This is a genomic window from Microvirga sesbaniae, from assembly GCF_025460805.1.
GTDB lineage: Bacteria > Pseudomonadota > Alphaproteobacteria > Rhizobiales > Beijerinckiaceae > Microvirga > Microvirga sesbaniae.
The window spans coordinates 1-617 of sequence record NZ_JAMXFJ010000134.1 but is presented as its reverse complement, the minus strand read 5'-3'; the positions used below and the strand labels follow the sequence as shown (position 1 = coordinate 617).

Here is a 617-nt window from a genome sequence, read left to right as displayed (position 1 = left end):
TTGAGGACGATGAGGACGGGGATCATGGCTCAGACCTCCGGGATGGCGAGCTTTGCGCGCTGCGCGTCCGCGACCAGCGAAGCGACCGCGCAGGACGCCAGTCGGGTGATCGTCGAGTCCGCCCGGCTGGTGAGGATGACCGGCACGCGGGCGCCGAGCACGATGCCGGCCGCATCGGCGTCGGCCAGGAAGGTCAGGCTCTTGGCCAGCATGTTGCCCGCCTCGAGATCCGGCACCACGAGGACGTTGGCCTGCCCTGCGACGGGCGACTCGATCTTCTTGATCTTGGCCGCGCCGAGGTCGATGGCGTTATCGAGGGCGAGCGGCCCGTCGAGAATGCCGCCGGTGATCTGCCCGCGGTCAGCCATCTTGCACAACGCCGCGGCCTCGATGGTGGAGGGCACCTTCGGGTTCACGGTCTCCATGGCCGACAGGATCGCGACGCGCACGGGATCGACCCGGAGGGCCCGGGCGAGGTCGATGGCGTTCTGCACGATGTGAACCTTGTCCTCCAGGGTCGGGGCGATGTTCACGGCCGCGTCGGTGATGATCAGCGCGGTCTCATGGGTCGGAACGTCCATGACGAAGCAGTGGCTGATCCGGCGGGCGGTGCGCAG

At 68.4% G+C, this 617-nt stretch carries 1 protein-coding gene; it reads right to left on the bottom strand.

The genetic code is table 11. The features are described 5' to 3' along the window. Window positions 1-29: 29 nt before the first annotated feature. Window positions 30-617: bifunctional enoyl-CoA hydratase/phosphate acetyltransferase (locus OCW50_RS33150; RefSeq protein ID WP_262300413.1), on the bottom strand; the 588-nt coding region annotated here is incomplete at its 5' end.